The sequence below is a fragment of the Enterobacter cloacae complex sp.6700776 genome, assembly GCF_048284255.1.
Taxonomy (GTDB): Bacteria; Pseudomonadota; Gammaproteobacteria; order Enterobacterales; family Enterobacteriaceae; genus Enterobacter; species Enterobacter intestinihominis.
Map to the genome: position 1 here is coordinate 568,465 of NZ_JBLVYK010000001.1, position 21,699 is coordinate 590,163.

A 21,699-nucleotide genomic window follows, 5' to 3' on the forward strand; every position below is an offset into this window, starting at 1 on the left:
TTTTAACGGTTACGCCAGCAGCGCACGTTTCGGCTTGCGGAAGAGGGCTGGAGTTGTTGCGGCTGTTCACATCCCTGCGTCGCCAGCGAACAGCGGTCGCGGAAATAGCACCCAACGGGCAGGTGGCGATTACCCGGAAGATCGGTTTTTCGCAACGCCAGATCCTCATCCAGCGGTTCTCCGGTCCGGGGAACGGAGTCAAGCAGCAGCTGCGTATACGGATGGCGCGGCTGACCCAGCACCTGGTTCGCCGGACCCAGTTCCACGATTTGCCCCAGATACATTACCGCCACCCGGTCGCTCATGTGCCGGACCACCGAGACGTTGTGCGAGATTAGCACGTAGGTCAGATTTCGCTGCTGTTGCAGGGCAACCAGCAAATTGAGGATCTGTGCCTGGACGGAAATATCCAGCGCGCTGGTGGGTTCATCCAGCACGATGATGTCCGGATCCGAAGATAGCGCCCGGGCAATAGCGATTCGCTGGCGCTGTCCGCCCGAAAACGCATGCGGCAGACGGTCAAGATATTCCGCTCGAATCCCAACCTGCTGCGCCAGCGTTTCAGCCAACTGACGACGCTCCCGTTCGCTGCGACGTTGCTGTATCCACACCGGCTCGGTGATGGTGCGCCAGACGGGTAAACGTGGATCAAGGGACGAGAGCGGGTCCTGAAATACCATCTGCATACCACCCGCCGCATTCGCGCGCTGACAGGCACCGGTACTCGGTTTGAGCATGCCCATCAGCAGCTGCGCCAGCGTGCTCTTTCCACAGCCGGATTCCCCCACAACGCCCAGCGTTTCGCCGCGATGGATCCGGAGATCCATGCCGTTAAGGGCGTGTACCTGTTCCGTCACGCGCCCCAGCCAGTTTTTGCGCGCAGGAAAATTCACATGCACGCTATCCAGTTCCAGCAGTACCTCAGACATGGCGTCTCTCCTGTTGTGGGTACCAGCAGGCAGCCTGCTGGCCTTCTGCGCCCGTGGAAATTAAGCGCGGCGTTTCGCTGCATTTCGCCCCGGCAGCAAAACAGCGTTCGCGAAAAGCACATCCGCGCGGGAGGTGGCTGAGGTTAGGTACCGTGCCGGGAATGGCCGGGAGGATCTCGCGCGGTTCACCATTTTCCGGGGCACACCGCAGCAGGCCAATCGAATAGGGGTGCACAGGATGGTGGATCAAGGTCTGCGTGCTGCCGCTTTCGATCACGCTGCCCGCGTACATAACGTACATCCGGTCACAAAGCTGCGACACCACCGCCATATCGTGACTGATAAACAGCACCGACGTTCCGCTGGCGCGCGCTTTATGTTTCAGCAGACGCAGCACCTGAAGCTGGACGGTCACATCCAGCGCGGTAGTGGGTTCATCAGCGATGATCAGCTCCGGCTCGCAGGAGAAGGCAAGGGCGATCATGACCCGCTGGCGCATACCGCCGGAAAGCTCAAACGGATAGCGATCCATTACCTGCGCCGCATCCGGGATTTGCATCTCGCCCAGCAGGGAGATCGCCTTCTGCTGCGCGTCGCGGCGGGAAAGCGACTGATGCTGGCGGATCACCTCCACCATCTGCCTGCCAATCCGGCGCGTGGGGTTAAGCGCCGTCATCGGCTCCTGAAAAATCATCGCCACCCTGGCGCCGCGCCACTGACGAAGCTGTTTTTCCGACGCGTTCAGCACATCTTCCCCGAGCAGCGTGACCCGGCCATGGTGAACATGGTAACTGCCTTCCGGCAGCAGGCGCATCGCCAGCATCGCGGTGACCGATTTTCCCGAGCCGGATTCGCCCACCACGCCGACAATTTCACCCCGGCCAATCTCCAGCGAGACGTGGTTGAGCGCGTGGACGTCACCGCGAAAAATGGGGAAGCTCAGGTGCAAATCTTCAATCGATAATACGGAATCACTCATGACTGCTTCCCTCCTGATTTGGGATCCAGCAGGTCGCGAAGACCATCGCCAAACAGATTAAAGCCAACCGCCGTGATCAGAATTGCCGCCCCCGGAAACGCGCAGTACCACCACTGGTCAAGCACGTAGTTACGCCCCACGGCCACCATTGCCCCCCATTCGGCGGTCGGCTGCTGCGCGCCTAATCCAATAAAGCCCAGCGTGGCGGCCATCAGAATGGCGCTGCCGATATCCAGCGACGCTTGTACGATCAGCGGCGGCAGGGCGTTACGCAGGATATGCCAGCTGATCAGGTGCCAGCGCGATGCGCCAAAGGTGCGGGCGGCCAGCACGTAGGTGAACTGGCGCACCACCAGCGTTTGCCCGCGTGCCAGCCGCACGTAAAACGGAATGCGTACAATCGCAATCGCCAGCATCGCGTTAAACAGGCTTGGGCCGAGCGCGGCGGCCAGGGCCATCGTCAGCACCAGCGAGGGGATGGAGAGCATAATGTCCATGATGCGCATAATGATGGCGTCGCCGCGCCCGCCAAGTACGCCGGACAAACAGCCGAGCAGCGAACCGATGCCGCCCGCAATCACCACCACCGCCAGCCCCGCTGTGATGGACTGCTGGCTGCCCACCAGCACGCGGCTGAACAGATCCCGGCCCACCTCATCGGTGCCGAACCAGTGCTGGGCTGACGGTGCCTGCAAGCGCGCGGTCAGATCCAGCGCGTTCGGATCGTGCGGGACTATCCACGGCGAGACCACCATCATCAGCAGCATCACGATCATAATGACCCCGCCGATCAGCGTGAGCGGGCTTTTGCGTAACATCCAGAACAGCTTTGCCCAGTTGATGCGCTGTTTAGCGGTGCTGACAGGGACGGGCGTTTCCTGAGTTAACATCATTCGGCACCTCCGCGCCCAATTCGCGGGTCGATCCACAGATACAGCAGATCCACCACCAGATTGACGAAGACATAGGCCAGCGATACCACGACCGCGAAGCCCATGACGGCGGGGAAGTCCAGCGCCTGAATGGAGGTCACCACCCAGGCCCCCATTCCCGGCCAGGCAAACACGGTTTCGGTAAGCACCGCCCCGTACAGCAGATCGCCCAGCGCCAGCCCGAGCACGGTAATGGAGGGGATCATGGCGTTGGGTAAGGCGTAGCGCAGGACGATGTACCAGCCCGGCAACCCGCTCGCGCGGGCGGTACGAATATAATCCTCGCTCAGTTGCTCCAGCATCGCGGAACGTACCTGACGCGCCACAATACCCAGATGCACGAAGGCCAGGGTCAGGGAGGGTAAAATCAGGTGCTGCAGGGCGTTGAAAAACACCTCGCCGTTGCCTTCCAGCAGAGCGTCCAGCAGATAAAAACCGGTAACGTGGGCGGGCGGATCGAGCCAGTCGTCCAGCCTGCCGCCGCCGGGCAGAATTTGCAGTTGACCGTAGAACAGAACGATAACTCCCAGTCCCAGCCAGAAGGCAGGCGTCGAGATGCCCGTCATCGCCATCAGTCGCACCAGGTGATCCAGCCAGCGGTTACGGTACACCGCCGATAAAATACCCAGCGGCACGCCAATCACCAGCGCCAGCAGCAGGGAGCAAAAGGCAAGCTCCAGCGTGGCGGGGAAAAAAGCTTTCAAATCTTCCGCAACGGGGCGACCGGTGCGAATAGACGTGCCCAGATCGCCATGTGCCAGCGCCTCAACGTAGCGGCCAAACTGAATATAGAGTGGTTGATCCAGCCCCAGCTGCTGGCGGATGCCCTGCACGATTTCATCGCTGGCGCGATCACCGGCCAGCAGGCGGGCCGGATCGCCGGGGATCAGGTGTGAAATAATAAAAGTAATAATACAGACACCGGCCACCACCAGGATTAACCCCCAGCAGCGCTGGCGCACAATGCTCCAGAACGTCATACACTTCCCCCCGGCGTGGGCCGTTACTTACTCATGGTGGCGATGTTAAAAACCTGCTCAAGCATCGGATTAAAGGTGAAGCCTTTGACCTCTTTGTTCATCGCCAGCTGGTAGTTCTTCTGGAACAGATAAACGTAAGCCGCCTCGTCAATCACCACTTTCTGCGCCTGCTGGTAATCTTTGGTGCGTTCCGCCTGATCGGTGGTTTTCAGTGCCGCCTGCAACAGCGCATCGACCTCTTTGTTCTCATAGAATGAGCGGTTACCCGGCAGCCCTTTTTTGTCCGATTCGAACCAGTAGTTCATGAACATGTACGGGTCAGCGAAGTCCGGGCTCCAGTTACCAATCGCAATGTCATAATCACCTTTGCCGACGCGGTCGCGCATGGTGGCGTTCGCCAGTTTCTCGAGCTTGACGTTAATCCCCAGCTTGCCGAGGCTCGCCTGCGTGGAGAGGGCGATAGGCTCCCAGTTCGGGTCGTTATCGGAGTAGAGGAACGTCAGGCTGGCAGGTTTATCTTTGACTTTCTCCAGCGCCGCTTTGGCTTTGGCCTCGTCAAAGTTGTACCGCATGGCGTTCGCATCGAAGCCCCACATGCCCTCCGGGATCGGGCCGCGCATCTGCTTGCCGTTCCCGCTGAGAATGCCTTTCACCATCCCCTGGTAATCGGTCGCCCAGGAGACCGCGCGGCGCAAATCCACCTGATTCATTGGAGGCTTACTGTTGTTCAGATAGAGGTAGGTCACCCGCAGGGACGGGTATTCCGCCACGGCCACTTTGCCTTCCTGCTTCAGAGCAGCAAGCTGATCCACCGGCAGGGCGTCGGCGATATCCAGATCGCCACGGGAAAGTTGCAGGCGACGCGAGGCGCTTTCACCGATAATCTTCACCGAGACGCGCTTAAAGTGCGGCTTTTCACCTGGCCAGTGTGGGTTGGGCACCATCACCAGCTGTTGACCTTTCCGCCAGCTTTTTAGCATAAACGGTCCGGAACCCGCGGTGTTTTGCGCCAGGAAACCGCGTGCGTCGTCGGCGGCATTGGCCTTCAGCACCGCCGGGTTGACGATCGACGCGCCGTCATTGGCCAGCGTGTAGAGGAACGGGGCAAACGGCTGGCTGAGGGTGAATTTCACCGTATGCTCATCCACCACGTCCACTTTCAAATCTTTCGGGAACGCTTCGGAAGGTCCCTGGTTGATTTTAAGCAGACGTTCAAACGACAGCTTGACCGCTTCGGCGGTCACCGGCGTGCCGTCGGCGAATTTTGCATTATCTGCCAGGGTGAACGTCCACACTTTCTGGTCGTCTGACGCCTTCCAGCCCGTCGACAGATCGCCTTCCACCTCCGTGGTGCCAGGCTTGTATTTCACCAGACGCTGGTACGAGGGGTAGGTCACCGTCCAGTCGTTGTTATCGATAGTGACCGCCGGATCCAGCGTTTGCGGATCGGCAGCTTTCCCTATCACCAGCATATCTTTTGGCACCGCCGCCAGAGCGGGAAGGGTGCTCAGGGCGAGCGTAGCGGCAATCAGGGTAGTAAGCAGCGTTGTTTTCATGGCCGGGCTCCAGAATTACAGTGAGTGTGTGGTCGGATAACAGGCGAACTGGTCATCTAACAGCGGATAGCTGGCGGCGTTCGGCAGCTCGAAATGCCACCACTCGCTGCTGATGCCCACAAAACCGCCGCCGTACATAACGGCGTTCAGGAGCAGACGATTTCGCTGCGCCTCGGGCGGAACGGAAGGGTGCCAGGCATGAGAACGGTCGTGCATTTCGTCAAACCCGGCGCCCATATCCAGCACGTTGTCGTGTTCATCCATCAGCGTGACGTCAATGGCAGTGCCCCGGCTGTGGTTCGAGCCAATCGCGACATCCACCACGTATTCCGGATTGGGGCAGGCATCCCAGAGTTGCGCCTGTGCCTGCTGCGGGCGATAGGCGTCGTAGACCACCAGCTTCAGACCGGCCAGCGCGGCGATACTGATCGATTTCGCCAGCGCGGTGGCGGCATCCGTGTGCAGCAGGCACGCGGCGTGCTGATAGATCGGGCGGCCGGTAATGTTATCGGCGGTCGCGTATTTCAGATCGATATGCAGCGTGGGAAAAGTTTTCGCCACATCAATCAGTTGACTCTCTTCAGGCATAGCTCCGCTCCTTTAGCGTTCAAATTGACCAAATTCTTGTTGTAGTTGTCGGTTGATTGCCAGACGTTCCGGCAGCGCTTCCCCCAGCGCCGCCACAACGCCCGACAGCAGCAGGTTGAACAGACAGCTCACCGGCGCCAGCGAGTCCCAGAAATGGCCGGTATCGGTCTTCACCTGGAGTAAATCAATCGGGTAATCCCGCGCCCACGGGCACCAGATATCGGTGATCAGCGCCATCGCCAGGCCTTTTTCGCTCGCCACGCGGCAGTACTGGCGGGCAATGGCGGAGTAGGCGCGGGTATCGGTCAGCACGATATACGGGTTAGCAAAGCCGGAGTTAAGCGACTCCACCCAGCTACCGGAGAGCCCTTCGGAATAGCTTACCCGCGGGCGCAGATACTCCAGATGGCTGAAGAACGCATTGGCGATCCCGCGCGTGGACTGGATCCCCAGCACGAAGACGGCGTCGGCATGGGAAAGTTGCTGGACCACCTGCCTGAACGTTTCGCTTTGCGCCAGCTGGTAGACATGGGCAATGGCGTCCACCTCCAGCGACAGGGAGTGCTGAAGGCGATCCGACAGCGGCTGTTGCTGTTTCCAGGAGTCCAGACGCTCGTTTATGCCCCAGGGCTGATGGGGAGCGCGCAGGCTTTTTTTGGCGTCATCAAGGTTGCGATAGCCCAGCTTGCGCAGAAAGCGTCCGACGGTGATCCCGCTGGTGGCCGTGGCCAGCGCCACGCTCTCAGCCGTTTCAAAAGGGATCTGTCCGACGTGCGCCAGCATCCAGCTTGCCACCCGCTTTTCGCTCGGGGTGAGCTGGCTGAAGGTCGCTTCGATACGGCTTAACACCTCAGGTTTGGTCGTCATACCGCCTCGCTGTTAACTGGCTGTCAAAGGCCGGGTTTCTGTTATCGGATTAACAATGCAGGACGCGTGCCATGTTCACATTGCGGCGAAAACGCGCTGTGCAGCAAAGTTAATGCAATATTTGTTTAACAGATGCTCAACATTTGTGCAGCGTAGTTCACTTTTGGTGCAGTGTCCGGCCTGAGCGATATCTATTTGGTGAATACGACAGCCTCTTCACATTTTTTGGTAAGATGAAAGCTCTGTGGATAAGAGAGGGAGCCTTACATGGCGAATTTGCCCTGGCGGGTCAGCGTGCGCCTGATGGCTCTCGCAAAAAAAATAGCGATGGTCATCGGGATCATTGTGCTCGTTCTGCTGGCGGTGCGGGTTTATCTTTCGCAGCAGGGGCCGGCCCTGCATCACTGGCATACATGGCGGGCTGACGAAATGTCCGTGCAGGAGATGGATAACGCGACCTTCGCAGCTTATGTCGCGCGGGAAAACGCCATCTTCACCGCTCTTGATGCTGAGGTGACGGCGAAAGTCACCCCCGCAGAGCGCACGCCGCTGAACCGCTATTACCGTCAGAGCCTGGTGTGGCCAGGACACTTTACTCCGGATGCAAACCGGTCGTTTGTGCTGATGCCTGCCGGAAAGCCGCGCGGGGCGGTAGTGTTGTTGCACGGTCTGACGGATTCGCCCTACAGCGTCAGGCGTCTGGCTGTGAATTATCAAAAGCACGGCTTTGTGGCCGTAGTGCCTCGTTTGCCCGGACACGGCACGGCGCCGGGCGCGTTGACAGACGTTGACTGGGAGGCGTGGCTGGCAGCTACGCGCCTTGCGGTTCGTGAAGCAACACGCCTGACAGGGAACGATCTCCCCCTGCACCTGGTGGGCTATTCCAACGGCGGGGCGCTGGCGATGAAATACGCCCTCGACGCCCTTGATGCGCCTGAACTGCGTAAACCTCAGCAGATCGTTTTGCTCTCACCGATGATTGGCGTCACGGCGTTTGCGCGCTTTGCCGGATTCGCCGGGCTACCGGCTATGTTACCGGCGTTTGCCAAAGCCGCGTGGCTCAACATTTCGCCGGAATATAATCCTTATAAATACAATTCGTTCCCGGTGAATGCGGCACGTCAGTCCTGGCTGCTTACCCGGGCTCTGCATGAGCAGATAAACCGCGATGTTCATGATCACAAACTAACGCAGCTCCCGCCGGTACTGGCGTTTCAGTCGGTCATGGATTCAACGGTCAGTACCCGCGCCGTAGTCAGCGGGCTGTTTGACCAGCTTCCGGCAAATGGCAGCGAACTGGTGGTATTTGACATCAATCAGGCCGGGAGTTTCCGTCCACTGTTCAGGCCATCATCCTGGACGGCGGTGGCTGACCTGCTGCCCGAGGCGAAAAGACGTTACAGTGTCACAATCGTGACCAATGCCAGCCCTGACAGGTTTGATATGGTGGCAAAGACAACGCCTGCGGGCAGCACCCGGGAAACGGTGACGCCGCTGTCGGTCTCGTATCCGCAGGAGGTTTATTCCCTGTCGCATATTGCCATTCCGTTCCCGCCTGAAGACGATCTGTATGGCCGCCATCCTGAGGTGAAAAACCGCTATGGAATCAGTCTCGGGACGATAGCCCTGTGGGGAGAAACCTCAGTTCTGAGCGTCGGTAAAGATGCGTTAATGCGCGTAACGTCGAATCCTTTCTACGACTATATGCAGACGCGGATCGACAGCCGTCTCGGGGAGAATCAACCCCGAAGTGGAATAGACTAGGCCACCACAGGGAACTATGTTAAACAGTACCGTTCAGGCGTATACCCCATACCGGACCCCGTTTCTGTGCTGACAACTCTCATTTATCGAAGCCAGCTGAGCTTAACCTGCACCTCCGCAGCGTTAAGCGCGCTGGTTGAAAAGGCCAGGATCCGTAATACGGAGCAGGGCATCTCAGGCATTCTTCTCTCCAGTGGACGTGACGTTCTGCAAATTCTCGAAGGCACGGAACAGAACGTCGTCGCGCTTTTTAACACCATCCGTGCGGATGACCGGCATACCGGCGTGGTGGAGCTGATGCGCGATTACGGCCCGCGCAGACGTTTCGAAGACGTGGGAATGCTGCTGTTTGACCTGGATGTTCAGACCCCGAAAGCGGTTCTGGCGTCGGTTCTGCATTACAGCAAGCTGGAAAGCTATCTGACTTCTGAGGATCGGGTCTTCAAATTTATTCAGACCTTTATCACCGGCAAAACCGCTATCCCACCCGCTTCGGACTATGAGCCTGATAAATGGACGCTTTCGCGAGAGCGCGCGCCGTTTGGTAAAGGGTTAGGTCTGCTGGCGGGACAGCCCTGCCAGTTTGCGCTGCAACCCATTGTCGAGCCGTCCGAAGGCAAAATCAGTTCTCTCGAAGCGCTTATACGCGGAAACGACGGCGGCAGCCCGGAGCATTTCTTCCATAGTCTCGATCGTGAACAGATTTACGAAGTCGACCTGCAAACCAAAGCCTGGACCTTTGCGCTGGCGCAAAAGCTCGGCATCGGCAGCCACAAACTGGCGGTGAACCTGCTGCCAATGTCGCTGGTTAACGTGCCGGGCGCGGTAGAGTTCCTGGTAACGCAGATCAAAAAGCACAATCTACAGCCAGAGCAGGTGATCATTGAAGTCACTGAGAACGAGATGATATCTGGCTTCAACCAGTTTAACAGCGCCATTAAACAGCTGCGCGCGGAAGGGGTTGGGCTGGCGATAGATGATTTTGGTTCCGGCTATGCTGGTCTTTCACTGCTCACGCGGTTCCAGCCGGATAAGCTCAAAATCGACAGAGAGATCGTCAGCGATATCCACCTGAGCGGGCCCAAGCAGGCGATTGTGAAGTCGATAATCAGCTGCTGCACCGATCTGGAGATTACGCTGGTCGCAGAAGGCATTGAGAAGATAGAAGAGTGGTGCTGGCTTGAATCCGCCGGTATTCGCCGCTTCCAGGGCTTTTTGTTCGCCCGCCCGCAGCTCAATGGCGTGGGTGATATTCACTGGCCCCATCGGGTGGGTTAAGCAAATTGTCCCTCGCCATATTTCCCCGACACCCTGCCTGTGCTTAAATAGCTAAACCGGTTTAACATTATTTAGCTAAGAAGGTGATATGGAGACGATCTGGGTACTTGGCGATGCAGTGGTGGATCTGTTGCCCGACGGAGAGGGCAAACTGCTGCAATGTCCTGGCGGCGCACCGGCCAACGTTGCGGTAGGGGTAGCGCGTCTGGGAGGCAGAAGCGCCTTTATAGGCCGGGTGGGCGACGACCCCTTCGGGCGTTTTATGCAAAAAACGCTTGCGGATGAGCAGGTTAATACAGAATGGCTGAGACGGGATCCGCGGCATCGCACCTCCACGGTGGTGGTGGATCTCGATGACGACGGGGAACGTTCATTTACCTTTATGGTTCGCCCGAGTGCTGATCTGTTCCTTGACGCCGCCGATCTCCCGCCATTCCGCGCCGGGGAGTGGCTGCACGTCTGCTCTATCGCGCTTAGCGCCGAACCCAGCCGTTCCGCGACGTTTCAGGCGATGGCCGCTATCAGACAGGCGGGCGGTTTCGTCAGCTTTGACCCCAATATCCGCGCCGATCTCTGGCACGATGAAGTCGAGCTGCGCCAGTGTCTTGAGCGGGCATTAGCCTGTGCAGATGTGGTGAAAATCTCGGTGGAAGAGCTGGCGTTCTTGACCGGAAATGCGCAGGTCCATGAGGGGCTGGCGGCGCTGATGCGCACCTGTCCGGCCAGGCTGGTGCTGGTGACGCAGGGAAAAGAGGGCGTGACCGCCTGGCAGGGAGGCGCGTTGACGCACTATCCTGCATCAACCGTGGAATGCATTGATACCACCGGTGCGGGGGATGCTTTCGTCGCCGGGCTGCTGTTCGGTCTGGCACGTCATGGCCAGGCCCGTCTCTCAGAGGTCATCACGTTAGCGCAGCGCTGCGGAGCGCTGGCGACAACCGCAAAAGGGGCAATGACCGCGCTGCCTTATCATCACGAACTGTAATTCACCTCTCCAGGCCTCCGGTCGGCGGCCTGAATTGTCGCCTCGATCACACTTACTAAAACGGTTTAGCAAAAAACGTTGCCGATTCAAAATTCAACGGTTTAGTATCATCAGCCTAAACCGGTTTAGCAATTTAGCACTTTTACCGATAGTTATTAGGGATGCGACAAAATGTATAAAAAACGCAGACTTGCCGTGATGATAGGCATGCTGGCCGGCTGTACCTCTGTTTTTGCCCAGACGGATATGACCCGTATCGAAGCGCGCCTGGCAGCGCTGGAGCAGCGTTTGCAGGAGGCGGAAACCCGTGCGCAGGTTGCTGAAAAACGCGCCACGGCAGCGGAACAGAAAACGCAGCAACTGGTGGCTGCGCAGCAGGAAGCGCAAACCTCCACACAGGCGGTGGCGCAACGTACCACTGCGCTGGAAGAGAAAGCCGATCGGACAGGCGGTTTTGAGTTTCACGGTTACGCCCGTTCCGGGCTGCTGATGAACGACGCTGCCTCCAGCAGCAAAAGCGGTCCTTATCTGACACCCGCCGGGGAAACGGGTGGGGCCATCGGGCGTCTGGGGAACGAAGCGGATACCTACGTTGAGCTGAATGTTGAGCACAAACAGACGCTGGAAAATGGCGCGACGACGCGCTTTAAGGCGATGCTGGCCGACGGTCAGAAAACCTATAACGACTGGTCGGCAGACAGCAGCGACCTGAACATTCGTCAGGCCTTTGCCGAGCTGGGCACTTTGCCGGACGTTACCGGCGCGCTGAAAGGCAGCACCTTCTGGGCGGGTAAGCGTTTTGACCGCGACAACTTCGACATTCACTGGCTGGATTCCGACGTGGTATTTCTCGCCGGGACCGGCGGCGGCGTCTATGACGTGAAGTGGAACGATACGCTGCGCAGTAACTTCTCCCTTTATGGCCGTAACTTCGGCAGCGAAGAGGAGATCGACAACAACGTCCAGAACTACATCTTAAGCATGAACCACTTCGCCGGGCCGGTGCAGTTGATGGTCAGCGGCTTACGGGCAAAAGATAATGACGACCGTAAGGACAGCAACGGCGATCCGATTAAAACCGACGCGGCCAATAACGGGGTACATGCGCTGGTTGGTCTGCATAACGAGAGCTTCTACGGCCTGCGGGAAGGTTCCGCCAAAACGGCGCTGCTTTACGGCCACGGTCTGGGGGCCGAGGTGAAAAGCATTGGTGCAGACGGCGCATTGCTGTCAGAAGCCGATACCTGGCGTTTTGCAAGTTACGGTGTCACGCCGCTGGGCGGTGGCTGGCACATTGCGCCCGCCGTGCTGGCGCAAAGCAGTAAGGACCGCTACGTGAAGGGCGACAGCTATGAGTGGGTCACGCTCAATACGCGTCTGATCAAAGAGGTGACCCAGAATTTCGCCCTCGCGTTCGAGGGCAGTTATCAATACATGGATTTAAACCCGGAAGGCTACAAGGATCGCAATGCGGTTAACGGTAGCTTCTACAAGCTAACCTTTGCCCCGACGTTAAAGGCGGGCAAGATTGGCGATTTCTTCAGCCGTCCGGAGCTGCGCCTGTTCGCCACCTGGATGGACTGGAGCAGCAAGCTGGATAACTACGCCAGCGATGACGCCTTTGGCAGCAGCGGCTTCAATGCGGGTGGGGAATGGAACTTTGGGGTGCAGATGGAAACCTGGTTTTAACCCTTCACGCTCCCGCATTGCGGGGGCGTTTCGAACATCATAAAAAGAGGTCAGGAAGAGGTATCTATGGATTTTAATCATATTGCGCGCGAGCTGATTCCGCTGCTCGGTGGCAAAGAGAACATTGCCAGCGCGGCACATTGCGCCACGCGCCTTCGTCTGGTGCTGGTCGATGATGCGCTTGCCGACCAGCAGGCTATCGGCAAGGTTGAAGGCGTGAAAGGCTGTTTTCGAAATGCCGGGCAGATGCAGGTGATCTTCGGCACAGGGGTGGTGAATAAGGTTTACACCGCGTTTATTCAGGCGGCAGGGATTAGCGAGTCCAGTAAATCGGAAGCGGCGGATATTGCAGCCCGCAAGCTTAACCCGTTCCAGCGCATCGCGCGTCTGCTCTCCAACATCTTCGTGCCGATTATTCCGGCGATCGTGGCCTCGGGTCTGCTGATGGGCCTGCTCGGGATGGTTAAAACCTACGGCTGGGTTAATCCGGATAACGCGCTCTATATCATGCTGGATATGTGCAGCTCGGCGGCGTTTATTATTCTGCCGATCCTGATTGGCTTCACCGCCGCGCGGGAGTTTGGCGGCAACCCGTATCTGGGCGCAACGCTCGGCGGCATCCTGACTCATCCGGCGCTGACCAACGCCTGGGGCGTAGCATCCGGCTTCCACACCATGAACTTCTTCGGTCTTGAAATCGCCATGATTGGCTATCAGGGAACCGTCTTCCCGGTGCTGCTGGCAGTGTGGTTTATGAGCATTGTGGAAAAACAGCTTCGCCGGGCGATCCCGGATGCGTTAGATCTGATCCTGACGCCGTTCCTGACCGTCATTATCTCCGGCTTTATCGCGCTGTTGATTATTGGCCCGGCGGGACGCGCGCTGGGCGACGGGATCTCCTTTATTCTTAGCACCCTGATTGCCCACGCGGGCTGGCTGGCCGGGCTGTTGTTTGGTGGGCTCTATTCGGTGATTGTCATTACCGGCATTCACCACAGCTTCCACGCTATTGAGGCCGGACTGTTGGGTAACCCGTCGATTGGCGTGAACTTCCTGCTGCCGATCTGGGCGATGGCGAACGTGGCGCAGGGCGGGGCGTGTCTGGCGGTGTGGTTCAAAACCCGCGATGCCAAAATCAAAGCCATTACCTTACCGTCGGCGTTTTCCGCGATGCTGGGCATCACCGAAGCGGCAATTTTTGGCATCAACCTGCGTTTCGTGAAGCCGTTTATCGCGGCCCTGATCGGTGGCGCAGCGGGCGGGGCCTGGGTAGTGTCGGTGCATGTCTACATGACCGCCGTTGGTCTGACGGCGCTTCCCGGTATGGCGATCGTTCAGGCCAGCTCGCTGCTCAACTATATTATCGGCATGGTGATTGCCTTTGGCGTGGCGTTCACCGTCTCTCTGCTGCTGAAATATAAGACGGACTCTGAATAATGACCTTACCTTCCCGCTGGCCTGCCGTGTTGCAGGCCGTTATGCAAGGCCAGCCGCGTGCGCAAGCGGACAGCCACTATCCGCAGTGGCATCCTGCGCCGGTGACGGGGCTGATGAACGATCCGAACGGCTTTATCTGGTTTGCCGGACGTTACCATCTGTTTTATCAGTGGAACCCGCTGGGCTGCGATCATCGCTACAAGTGCTGGGGACACTGGAGCTCAGCAGATCTGGTGCACTGGCAGCACGAGCCAATGGCGCTGATGCCTGACGAAGAGTATGACCGCAATGGCTGTTACTCCGGCAGCGCCGTGGATAACAACGGCGTGCTGACCCTGTGCTATACCGGCAACGTTAAGTTTGACGATGGCGGCCGCACCGCCTGGCAGTGTCTGGCGGTGCAAAATGACGACGGCACGTTTGCCAAACTGGGACCGGTGTTGCCCCTGCCGGACGGGTATACCGGGCACGTCCGCGACCCGAAAGTGTGGCGCCATGACGGGCAGTGGTACATGGTGCTCGGGGCGCAGGATCAGCATAAGCGCGGCAAGGTGCTGCTGTTTACGTCAGCCGATTTGCACACCTGGGCGTCCTGCGGCGAAATCGCCGGTCACGGCGTCAATGGACTCACGGACGCGGGCTATATGTGGGAGTGCCCGGATCTGTTTGCGCTTGATGGCACACACGTCTTGATCTGCTGCCCACAGGGGCTGGCGCGCGAACCGCATCGCTATCTCAACACCTATCCGTCCGTCTGGATGAGTGGGGCATTTGATTATCAAACGCCTGCATTTGCGCACGACGAATTGCATGAGCTTGATGCCGGTTTCGAATTTTACGCGCCGCAAACCACGGTGGCAGAAGACGGCCGCCGCATCCTCATCGGCTGGATGGGCGTGCCGGACGGCGAAGAGATGCTCCAGCCTACACGAGGGCACGGCTGGATCCACCAGATGACCTGTCCGCGCGAGCTGCGCTACCGCGACGGTAAGCTCTGGCAAACGCCGGTCCGTGAGCTGGAAACGCTGCGCGAGGATGAACATCACTGGCAGGGACGCGCCAGCGATGCCCCGGTGCTGAAGGGAACCCGTCTTGAGTTCGAACTGAGCGCATCGTGCGTAAACGTGGATTTTGCCGGCGCGTTGCGGCTGATTGTGGATGATGCGGGGATCCGTCTGGAACGCGCCAGCCTGGAAACCGGAGAGACGTTGACCCGCTACTGGCAGGGCTCTGTTCATCATTTACGCGTGCTGTGTGACCGTTCCAGCGTCGAAATTTTCATCAATCACGGTGAAGGCATCATGAGCAGCCGCTATTTTCCTGACCATCCGGCCCAGGTTCGCTTCGAAGGTGCGTCCGACATCACATTACGCTACTGGTCGCTGCGCAGCTGCATGATAGAATAGGGGTTTTGGCAGCCGGATCTAAGTCGTTGTGAGAAAAACAAAACGCGTCACCATTAAAGATATCGCGGAGCTGGCGGGGGTATCAAAAGCCACAGCCAGTCTGGTTCTGAACGGCCGCAGCAAAGAGCTTCGGGTGGCGGAGGAGACACGCGAGCGTGTGCTGGCGATTGCCAAAGAACATCATTATCAGCCCAGTATTCACGCCCGTTCGCTGCGGGACAACCGCAGCCACACCATTGGTCTGGTGGTGCCGGAAATCACCAACTACGGGTTTGCCGTTTTTTCTCATGAGCTGGAGACCCTCTGCCGCGAGGCGGGTGTTCAGCTGCTGATCTCCTGTAGCGATGAAAATCCGGGCCAGGAGACGGTGGTGGTCAATAACATGGTGGCCCGCCAGGTGGACGGGCTGATTGTCGCCTCCAGCATGCTCAACGACGCGGATTATCAAAAGCTGAGCGAGCAGTTGCCCGTTGTGCTCTTTGACCGTCATATGAACGACAGTTCTCTGCCGCTGGTCCTCACCGATTCAATTACCCCGACCGCCACGCTGGTGGCCGACATTGCGCGCCAGCATCCGGATGAGTTCTACTTCCTCGGCGGCCAGCCGCGGCTTTCCCCGACGCGTGACCGTCTGGAAGGGTTTAAGCAGGGGCTGCGTGACGCTGGCGTCGAGCTACGTCCGGAGTGGATTATTCATGGTAATTACCATCCCAGCTCCGGCTACGAAATGTTTGCCGAACTTTGCGCGCGCCTGGGCCGCCCGCCAAAAGCCCTTTTTACCGCCGCCTGCGGTCTGCTGGAAGGGGTGTTACGCTATATGGGGCAACATAATCTGCTGCAAAGCGATATGCGTCTGGCCAGCTTTGACGATCATTATCTCTATGATTCTCTGACCATTCCTGTCGATACCGTTCGTCAGGATAACCGCCAGCTCGCCTGGCACTGCTTTGATCTGATTGGCAAACTGATTGAAGGGGAAACGCCGGAGCCAATCCAGCGTAAACTGGATGCCACACTGCAACGGCGATACAAGGCCGTGGAGTGACAGGGTAACGTCTGACGGATATATCAATAACTTTAATTAATTAAAGATCGGATTCAGCCGATAACCAAAGGGAAATTATATCCCTGAGGTGTGTTATGTCGTTGAAAAAATCATCCCTGATTATCCTGTTTTCCCTGCTTTTCTTCTTTGTGGCCAGCACCATCACCAGCGTTGGGCTCATCATTAAAAGTAATACTTCGCTGGATAATGTGAACAAAGAAATTCAGGTGGTCCTGTCCATTATTGATCCCATTAACCATAGCCGAACCCTGCGCGTCAGGGTTATGGAGTATGTAAAAATGGTGGAAGCGGGGGACGCCACCGACTCGCCTGCGAAACTGGCCTCGGTTAAAGAGGCGCTGACCAAAGCCGATAGTGCATTTTCGGCGTTTATGGCCTCGCCGCGTTTGCAGGACGAAGCCCCGCTGGTCACTGCCTACCAGCAAGCGTGGCAAAATTACCGTAACCAGGGACTGGCACCGCTGATTGCCGCTGCCGCCGCTCACGATGTGTCGCGGTTCAACGCTCTTATTCCCGTGGTGTCTCAACTCGATCGCCAATATGAAATTGTGCTCGATCAGGTTCTCTCCGTTCACCAGAAGTACGCCAAAACACTTAACGAGGATGCGAGCCATAATTTTGTGTCGGGTCTGGTTATTATCGCCTGCATTGCGGTGCTGTTCGTGGTGGTGATCTTCGTCGTCAGCCTGCTGATGAAACGCGTGGTCTTTGCGCCAGTGAACCTGGCGCGCGAGCACTGTCGACAGATTGCGGCCGGGAAGCTGGACGTACCGGTACCGATCAAGCGTGATTCCGGGAATGAAATCGATCACCTGATGTCCTCGATGGAGCAGATGCGCCAGGCGCTGCTCTCCACCATTTCTCAGGTGCGCGATGCCAGCCACACCGTAACGCATGCGGCGCAGGAAATTGCCTCCGGCAATATCGACCTGGCCTCCCGTACCGAGCAACAGGCTTCTGCCCTTACCCAGACGGCCGCCAGCATGGAAGAGCTGAGCGCGACGGTGGCGAATAACACCGATAACGTGTTCCAGGCCGGTAAGCTGGTGCAGGATGCCGTGAAAAATGCCCATACCGGTGAAGCGGTAACCCGTGAAGTCATCGAAACGATGAATACTATCGCGTCCAACTCGAAGCGTATTGAGGACATCACCAGCGTCATCAACAGTATTGCTTTCCAGACTAATATTCTGGCGCTGAACGCGGCCGTTGAAGCGGCGCGTGCCGGTACGCAGGGGCGAGGATTTGCCGTGGTGGCAAGTGAAGTGCGCACCCTGGCCCAGAAAAGCGCGGTGGCGGCGAAGGATATCGAAAGCCTTATCGCCCAGTCTGTTTCCAGCGTGAAAAACGGTGCGGAACTGGTGAATCGTTCGGGAGAGGTGATTGATTCTATTATCAGCTCTGTGAATAAAGTGCATACGCTGATGGAACAGATTTCGGTTGCCTCAGAAGAGCAGAGCCGTGGAATTGGTCAGGTTGGGCAGGCCGTAACGGAGATGGACGGTGTGACCCAGCAGAACGCGGCGCTGGTGCAGCAATCCGCCGCAGCCGCGGCCTCGCTGGAGGAGCAGGCGCAGCAGCTGTCGCAGAGTATTTCGAGTTTTCGTCTGCCGGCAATTGCGTGATTAAATGAGGAAGGCTCCTGTTGGAGCCTTTTTAATGTCTGCATTCAGCCGCTGCACAATCTCCTTCAGCCATTACTGTTATCCGTACAAAGCCGCTATCACATAAATTTTATCTTTCCCCGGCAATATTTCTGTTCCTCATCCGTCTACCTCATCAGAGACCATAATCATTCAACATAAACGAGGTTCACATGAGAAATTTTGATATGCACGGAAAAGGTCACGGACGTGGTTTGGGCCGCCATCGTATGTACAAGGGCATCGTGATAGGCGCAGTCCTGTTCGTGGTGCTTGGCCTGCTGGTCATGTCCCTGTGGAACGCGTTGCTCCCGGCCATCCTGGGGGTTAAAGCCATTGGCTTCTGGCAGGCGCTGGGGATCCTGCTGCTGAGCCGCATTCTTTTCGGTGGGCTGGGTTTTCGTCCAGGCATGTTCGGTGCACACCGCCGTATGCACGCACAATGGATGAATATGACCCCCGAACAACGTGAGGCCTTCATTCAGCAGCGTCGGGCGGGATTTGGGCGTCATGGTCATTGCCGGTGGCACGATGACCGGGATGAGAAGCGAGATGATAACGCTGCGAAAGCGCCGGAAGCCGAGTGAGCGATATGAAAGCCGGTGAGGCGGGGGAATCATTACTGATCTCGGCACTCAATGCCTGCCGCGCACGGCTAAAAGCCTTCATTCGCGGACGGACTGCGGTTCGTGATGATGTCGATGATATTCTTCAGGAAGTGACCTGGCAGTTGATGAAAGTGGAACAACCGGTGGAGAACGTCGCCGCCTGGCTGTTTCGCGCCGCGCGGAATGAGATGATCGACCGGGCGCGAAAAAAGCATGAGGTTTCACTACCGGGGTACCTGACGGCAGATGATGAGGACTTTCCGGAGCAGGAGATTGCAGAAACGTTATTCGGCGTACCGCAAACGCCGGAGGAGGAGTATCTCAACATGCTGCTGTGGGAAGAGTTGGGGCAAGCCCTGTCGGAACTGCCGCCACCACAGCGCGAGGTGTTTGAAAAAACGGAATTTGAGGGATACACCATGAAGGTGCTGGCGGAGGAAACGGGCGACAGCGTGCAGGCGTTATTATCCCGCAAACACAAAGCTGTGCGATTTTTGCGTAGTCGCCTCAAGGATATTTATGAAGCGTTGACAGGGCAATAAAGTTCGACCACTCTGAAAAACAATATCTTAGAGGGGTCGTTATGCTTCAACTGTTAGCAAAGAAAAAGATGCTGTTACTCTCTGCTCTGCTGTTTTCAGGGCTGGTCAGGGCAGAGGAGTCGCTTCCGGATGTGGTAAAGCACTTCAGTGAGCAGCAGGATATCAAAATCATTAAGAAAATTGATGCCCCCGGCGGCGCGCCAGCGTGGCTGGGGCAGTATCAGGACATGGGCGTGACGCTCTTTCTGACCCCTGACGGAAAGCACGTGGTGTCTGGCTATCTGTATGATGAGAAGGGAACCAACCTCAGCGAGGCCTTTTTCCAGAAAGAGATCTACGCCCCGATGGGCCGCGAGATGTGGAAAAAGCTCAATGCGGCGCATCCGCTGAAAGAGGGCGCGGAGAGCGCCCCGCGCAAAGTCTTTGTTTTTGCCGACCCGTTCTGCCCGTACTGCAAGCAGTTCTGGGCTGAAGCGCAGCCGTGGGTGAAGGCCGGCAAGGTCCAGCTCAACACGCTGCTGGTTGCGTTTCTTAACCCGAACAGCGGGCGTAACGCCTCCGCGATCCTGAATGCCAAAGATCCGGTGTCGGCCTGGAAAGAGTACGAGCTGTCCGGCGGTAAAAAGCTGCCTAAACCTGAAGGGGTGGCTTCGCGGGAAACCGTTGAGATCCTGCAAAATCACCAGACGCTTATGGACAGTCTCGGCGCAAATGCCACACCGGCTATTTATTACCTGAATGAGCAAAACGAACTGCAGCAGGTCGTGGGCATGCCAGACGCAAAACAGCTTGAGGCGATGTTCGGGCCGAAGCCGTAAAAAAAAGGCAGAAACAGGACGTTTCTGCCTTTTGTCAGTCAACTACCCCAGCGCCCCCGGAGGTAATTTACGGCCTCCTGCGTCTGCGGCTGGTTAAGATAGTCTTCACGGAACAGGATGGTGCCTTTTACGTCTGGCAGTGAATCGTTGAGGTCGAGCTGTTTTTTCAGCTCCGGTACGCCGCCGTTCACCGTCCAGTCCGGTTCGTTTCTGGAAGGCGCGCCCACTTTGTAGAACGCGATCCCGATATACAGGCGGGTATGGGTCGGTTTCACCACGTCAGCCCACCATTTTGTCAGCACATCGTATCGTGCCGCGTCGCGGGCGAAGGGCCAGTAGATCTGCGGCGCAATGTAATCCAGTAAACCCTGCTGTACCCATTTTCGCGTGTCAGCGTAGGATTCATCGTAGGCTGCGGCACCGCGTGTGTCCGATCCTGCCGGGTCGAAGGAGCGGTTGCGCCATACACCCGCCGGGCTGACGCCAAATTCAACCTCAGGCTTTGCCTGCTTGATCGCCCTTGATACCTGCACAATCAGCTGCTGCGTATTGTGCCGACGCCAGTCAGCTTTCGACGCAAATCCCTCGCCGTAGCGCCTGAAGGTCCAGGCATCGTTCAGGGTTGAGCCCGGCGTCTCGGTGTAAAAATAGTCATCGAACTGAACGCCGTCGACAGGGTAGCGATTCACCACTTCCATCACCACCTGGGTTATCCAGTCCCGCACCTCGGGAATGCCCGGGTCGAGAACAAAACGATCCCCCGAGGTGCGGATCCACTCCGGATGCTGGACATAGACGCTGGAGGGATGAAGCGACGAGGTACGGTTAAGCGCGGCGATGGTCGAGGGCTTCGTGTTGGTGGAGACGCGGTAAGGGTTGAACCAGGCGTGAACCTTCATCCCGCGCTTGTGCGCTTCATCCAGCATAAACTGGAGCGGATCGTAACCGGGGTCTTCCCCGATAGTCCCGGTCAGGGTATCTGACCATGGCAGTATTTCAGAGGCCCACAGCGCCGTACTGTCCGGTTTTACCTGAAAGAAGACGGTGTTGATCCCAAGCTTTTTCAGCTTATCGAGCTTGTCCGTCAGCGCCTTCTGTTGCTGGGCGATACGCTGGTCCGCGCTGCGGCCATTCACTGATGACACGGGGGGCCAGTCGAGACGGGAGACGGTCGCCAGCCAGATCCCGCGCATGGGTTCGTTAGTCTGCTGTACAGGTTTCGCCTGCGGCAGCGGGGTAACGAGTGATTTGGGTGGTTTGGAAGTGCAACTTACCAGTAAAAGCGCGCAGCCAAGCAGCGCGCCAGTCCGTTTTACGTGTCGCATCATTTGCGTGTTAGCTCCTGGGTGTCCGGCCATCCGTCCAGGGATTAAACGCCGGTTCGTCCTGTTCCTCGTTACCGTCATCGTGAAGGGAGTCGAGGTAGAGGGCTTCAACTTCCGCCCGCGCCCATGGGGTCCGGCGCAGGAACTTCAGACTCGATTTAACACTCGGGTCCTTGCGAAAACAGTTGATTTTGATTCGGTTGCCCAGTTCATTCCAGCCATATCGCGCAATCAGCGCGTTAACCTGCATTTCAAGCGTTACGCCATGCAAAGGATCGTTGGAAATATGTGCTGTCATAGGCGTCCG

20 protein-coding genes are annotated in these 21,699 nt (G+C 57.7%); 11 read left to right on the forward strand and 9 right to left on the reverse strand.

Features of this window, described 5'->3' with window-relative positions; all coding sequences use genetic code 11:
* Positions 1–2: 2 nt before the first annotated feature.
* From ACNQ0T_RS02865 to ACNQ0T_RS02895, 7 genes are read right to left on the reverse strand one after another with little or no spacing between them, the layout of a single operon-like run.
* The gene (locus ACNQ0T_RS02865) at positions 3–929 is read right to left on the reverse strand and encodes an oligopeptide/dipeptide ABC transporter ATP-binding protein (protein WP_063147295.1); all 927 of its coding nucleotides are present in this window, start codon (positions 927–929) and stop codon (positions 3–5) included.
* Positions 922–1,908 (reverse strand): ABC transporter ATP-binding protein, encoded by a 987-nt coding sequence (locus tag ACNQ0T_RS02870; protein ID WP_063137770.1) that lies wholly within the window; start codon positions 1,906–1,908, stop codon positions 922–924. Before ACNQ0T_RS02870 ends, ACNQ0T_RS02865 begins: the two co-directional genes overlap by 8 nt.
* The gene (gene ddpC / locus ACNQ0T_RS02875; RefSeq protein ID WP_022648185.1) at positions 1,905–2,801 is read right to left on the reverse strand and encodes a D,D-dipeptide ABC transporter permease; all 897 of its coding nucleotides are present in this window, start codon (positions 2,799–2,801) and stop codon (positions 1,905–1,907) included. The genes ACNQ0T_RS02870 and ddpC overlap by 4 nt, the downstream gene beginning before the upstream one ends.
* Positions 2,798–3,820, reverse strand: a complete 1,023-nt coding sequence (locus ACNQ0T_RS02880; RefSeq protein ID WP_003857077.1) for an ABC transporter permease — start codon at positions 3,818–3,820, stop codon at positions 2,798–2,800. The genes ddpC and ACNQ0T_RS02880 overlap by 4 nt, the downstream gene beginning before the upstream one ends.
* Before the next feature lie 23 nt (positions 3,821–3,843).
* On the reverse strand, positions 3,844–5,376 hold the full coding sequence (locus ACNQ0T_RS02885; RefSeq protein WP_063147296.1) for an ABC transporter substrate-binding protein: 1,533 nt from the start codon (positions 5,374–5,376) through the stop codon (positions 3,844–3,846).
* Positions 5,377–5,391: 15 nt separating this feature from the next.
* Entirely contained in the window at positions 5,392–5,964 is a 573-nt protein-coding gene (gene ddpX / locus ACNQ0T_RS02890; RefSeq protein WP_022648182.1) for a D-alanyl-D-alanine dipeptidase, read from the reverse strand.
* 12 nt (positions 5,965–5,976) lie between these two features.
* A complete protein-coding gene (locus tag ACNQ0T_RS02895) occupies positions 5,977–6,831 on the reverse strand; it encodes a MurR/RpiR family transcriptional regulator (RefSeq protein ID WP_063147297.1) in 855 nt (284 codons plus the stop codon).
* A gap of 267 nt (positions 6,832–7,098) precedes the next feature.
* Between ACNQ0T_RS02895 and ACNQ0T_RS02900 the strand changes: the two genes are divergently transcribed.
* The 11 genes from ACNQ0T_RS02900 to dsbG all read left to right on the forward strand — a co-directional run bounded on the left by ACNQ0T_RS02900 (position 7,099) and on the right by dsbG (position 20,067).
* Entirely contained in the window at positions 7,099–8,595 is a 1,497-nt protein-coding gene (locus ACNQ0T_RS02900) for an alpha/beta hydrolase (RefSeq protein ID WP_063147298.1), read from the forward strand.
* Between the two features lie 66 nt (positions 8,596–8,661).
* Positions 8,662–9,873, forward strand: coding sequence for a diguanylate phosphodiesterase (locus ACNQ0T_RS02905; protein ID WP_063147299.1), 1,212 nt, complete (start codon positions 8,662–8,664; stop codon positions 9,871–9,873).
* An 88-nt stretch (positions 9,874–9,961) separates the two neighbouring features.
* On the forward strand, positions 9,962–10,858 hold the full coding sequence (locus tag ACNQ0T_RS02910) for an aminoimidazole riboside kinase (RefSeq protein WP_417929520.1): 897 nt from the start codon (positions 9,962–9,964) through the stop codon (positions 10,856–10,858).
* Between the two features lie 171 nt (positions 10,859–11,029).
* Entirely contained in the window at positions 11,030–12,547 is a 1,518-nt protein-coding gene (locus ACNQ0T_RS02915; RefSeq protein WP_063147301.1) for a carbohydrate porin, read from the forward strand.
* A gap of 66 nt (positions 12,548–12,613) precedes the next feature.
* A complete protein-coding gene (locus ACNQ0T_RS02920; protein ID WP_038416083.1) occupies positions 12,614–13,984 on the forward strand; it encodes a sucrose-specific PTS transporter subunit IIBC in 1,371 nt (456 codons plus the stop codon).
* Entirely contained in the window at positions 13,984–15,390 is a 1,407-nt protein-coding gene (locus ACNQ0T_RS02925; protein ID WP_417929521.1) for a sucrose-6-phosphate hydrolase, read from the forward strand. The genes ACNQ0T_RS02920 and ACNQ0T_RS02925 overlap by 1 nt, the downstream gene beginning before the upstream one ends.
* Positions 15,391–15,418: 28 nt before the next feature.
* Positions 15,419–16,435: a LacI family DNA-binding transcriptional regulator gene (locus tag ACNQ0T_RS02930; RefSeq protein ID WP_017693400.1), complete on the forward strand. Its 1,017-nt coding sequence runs from the start codon at positions 15,419–15,421 to the stop codon at positions 16,433–16,435.
* Between the two features lie 95 nt (positions 16,436–16,530).
* Positions 16,531–18,081: a methyl-accepting chemotaxis protein gene (locus ACNQ0T_RS02935; RefSeq protein ID WP_417929523.1), complete on the forward strand. Its 1,551-nt coding sequence runs from the start codon at positions 16,531–16,533 to the stop codon at positions 18,079–18,081.
* 191 nt (positions 18,082–18,272) lie between these two features.
* Entirely contained in the window at positions 18,273–18,686 is a 414-nt protein-coding gene (locus tag ACNQ0T_RS02940; RefSeq protein ID WP_045622692.1) for a hypothetical protein, read from the forward strand.
* 5 nt (positions 18,687–18,691) lie between these two features.
* Complete coding sequence (locus ACNQ0T_RS02945; RefSeq protein ID WP_173651615.1) at positions 18,692–19,249, forward strand: RNA polymerase sigma factor; 558 nt, start codon at positions 18,692–18,694, stop codon at positions 19,247–19,249.
* 41 nt (positions 19,250–19,290) lie between these two features.
* The gene (dsbG, locus tag ACNQ0T_RS02950; RefSeq protein WP_045308134.1) at positions 19,291–20,067 is read left to right on the forward strand and encodes a thiol:disulfide interchange protein DsbG; all 777 of its coding nucleotides are present in this window, start codon (positions 19,291–19,293) and stop codon (positions 20,065–20,067) included.
* 38 nt (positions 20,068–20,105) lie between these two features.
* Here dsbG and ACNQ0T_RS02955 read toward each other — a convergent pair whose 3' ends face one another.
* Both ACNQ0T_RS02955 and ACNQ0T_RS02960 read right to left on the reverse strand, forming a co-directional pair.
* The gene (locus tag ACNQ0T_RS02955; RefSeq protein ID WP_022648168.1) at positions 20,106–21,395 is read right to left on the reverse strand and encodes a glycoside hydrolase family 10 protein; all 1,290 of its coding nucleotides are present in this window, start codon (positions 21,393–21,395) and stop codon (positions 20,106–20,108) included.
* Positions 21,396–21,402: 7 nt separating this feature from the next.
* Positions 21,403–21,690, reverse strand: a complete 288-nt coding sequence (locus ACNQ0T_RS02960; RefSeq protein ID WP_417929524.1) for a VF530 family DNA-binding protein — start codon at positions 21,688–21,690, stop codon at positions 21,403–21,405.
* Positions 21,691–21,699: the final 9 nt, after the last annotated feature.

Excerpts from the sequence above, each read along its gene's own strand:
- ACNQ0T_RS02915 (WP_063147301.1), top strand. The coding sequence starts at position 11,030 with ATGTATAAAAAACGCAGACTTGCCGTGATGATAGGCATGCTGGCCGGC.
- ACNQ0T_RS02925 (WP_417929521.1), top strand. The coding sequence starts at position 13,984 with ATGACCTTACCTTCCCGCTGGCCTGCCGTGTTGCAGGCCGTTATGCAA.
- ACNQ0T_RS02940 (WP_045622692.1), top strand. The coding sequence starts at position 18,273 with ATGAGAAATTTTGATATGCACGGAAAAGGTCACGGACGTGGTTTGGGC.
- ACNQ0T_RS02935 (WP_417929523.1), top strand. The coding sequence starts at position 16,531 with ATGTCGTTGAAAAAATCATCCCTGATTATCCTGTTTTCCCTGCTTTTC.
- ACNQ0T_RS02900 (WP_063147298.1), top strand. The coding sequence starts at position 7,099 with ATGGCGAATTTGCCCTGGCGGGTCAGCGTGCGCCTGATGGCTCTCGCA.
- ACNQ0T_RS02885 (WP_063147296.1), bottom strand. The coding sequence starts at position 5,376 with ATGAAAACAACGCTGCTTACTACCCTGATTGCCGCTACGCTCGCCCTG.
- dsbG (WP_045308134.1), top strand. The coding sequence starts at position 19,291 with ATGCTTCAACTGTTAGCAAAGAAAAAGATGCTGTTACTCTCTGCTCTG.
- ACNQ0T_RS02955 (WP_022648168.1), bottom strand. The coding sequence starts at position 21,395 with ATGATGCGACACGTAAAACGGACTGGCGCGCTGCTTGGCTGCGCGCTT.
- ACNQ0T_RS02895 (WP_063147297.1), bottom strand. The coding sequence starts at position 6,831 with ATGACGACCAAACCTGAGGTGTTAAGCCGTATCGAAGCGACCTTCAGC.
- ddpC (WP_022648185.1), bottom strand. The coding sequence starts at position 2,801 with ATGATGTTAACTCAGGAAACGCCCGTCCCTGTCAGCACCGCTAAACAG.
- ACNQ0T_RS02880 (WP_003857077.1), bottom strand. The coding sequence starts at position 3,820 with ATGACGTTCTGGAGCATTGTGCGCCAGCGCTGCTGGGGGTTAATCCTG.
- ACNQ0T_RS02960 (WP_417929524.1), bottom strand. The coding sequence starts at position 21,690 with ATGACAGCACATATTTCCAACGATCCTTTGCATGGCGTAACGCTTGAA.
- ACNQ0T_RS02870 (WP_063137770.1), bottom strand. The coding sequence starts at position 1,908 with ATGAGTGATTCCGTATTATCGATTGAAGATTTGCACCTGAGCTTCCCC.
- ddpX (WP_022648182.1), bottom strand. The coding sequence starts at position 5,964 with ATGCCTGAAGAGAGTCAACTGATTGATGTGGCGAAAACTTTTCCCACG.
- ACNQ0T_RS02920 (WP_038416083.1), top strand. The coding sequence starts at position 12,614 with ATGGATTTTAATCATATTGCGCGCGAGCTGATTCCGCTGCTCGGTGGC.
- ACNQ0T_RS02910 (WP_417929520.1), top strand. The coding sequence starts at position 9,962 with ATGGAGACGATCTGGGTACTTGGCGATGCAGTGGTGGATCTGTTGCCC.
- ACNQ0T_RS02945 (WP_173651615.1), top strand. The coding sequence starts at position 18,692 with ATGAAAGCCGGTGAGGCGGGGGAATCATTACTGATCTCGGCACTCAAT.
- ACNQ0T_RS02865 (WP_063147295.1), bottom strand. The coding sequence starts at position 929 with ATGTCTGAGGTACTGCTGGAACTGGATAGCGTGCATGTGAATTTTCCT.